This window comes from Cryomorpha ignava, assembly GCF_010686655.1.
Classification (GTDB): Bacteria; Bacteroidota; Bacteroidia; order Flavobacteriales_D; family Cryomorphaceae; genus Cryomorpha; species Cryomorpha ignava.
In genome coordinates this window covers 1-671 of sequence record NZ_JAAGVY010000146.1, presented here as the reverse complement: position 1 = coordinate 671, position 671 = coordinate 1, and the positions used below count along the sequence as shown (strand labels likewise).

At 42.8% G+C, this 671-nt stretch carries 1 protein-coding gene; it reads left to right on the top strand.

Going from position 1 to position 671, the window contains the following annotated elements; genetic code table 11:
* Nucleotides 1-396, top strand: a 396-nt coding sequence (locus G3O08_RS20810) for a transposase (protein ID WP_204336984.1), incomplete at its 5' end; no start/stop codon positions are given.
* Nucleotides 397-671 lie beyond the last annotated feature (275 nt).

The window sequence follows — 671 nt, the reverse complement described above, 5'->3', positions numbered from 1 at the left end:
AAAATTGCGATTAGTAATTATCGGATTAAGCAAATAGACAAAACTAAAAAGACAGTAACCTTCCAGGTGAAGAATTACAAAAAAGGTGGCCAAAAAGAGCTGCTTACACTCTCAACGAAAGAGTTCGTTCGCCGATTTGCACTTCATGTTTTGCCCAAAGGGTTTACGCGAATAAGGCATTATGGCTTTTTGAGTAGTAGCTGGAAAAAGGAGAAGTTACCTGCGCTGCAAAAGACGCTAATCGCTTTACCAATAAAGTGCATCGAAGAGAAGCCGACCCTTCTTCGGAGATGTCCGAGCTGCAAAAAGGGAAAACTGAAAACCGTAATGACTTTTGGGCAGCGCGGTCCGCCGCATGGTTGGAAGGAATTATTATCGTCTGATAACCAGCTATGAAACATCCTTGCAAAGTGCGAGACAGGAAGACTATGCGTCAGCGGAAAGCTTTTTGCCTGAAAGTGACTAAAAGTCCAGCGTACAGTCGAAAAACTTGGCGTTATGTTATTAAAAATGGTGTTGGAGTTTAAAACTCGGCAACTAACCTCGGCAGATCTGCCAAAATAAATCACACAAACAAACGATAAACGCAAGGCTTTCCCCATAGAGAGAAACCGGATCCGTCAACAAATTATTCATCCCTGGCCTATCGGCGGGACGAATACTTAGTTATT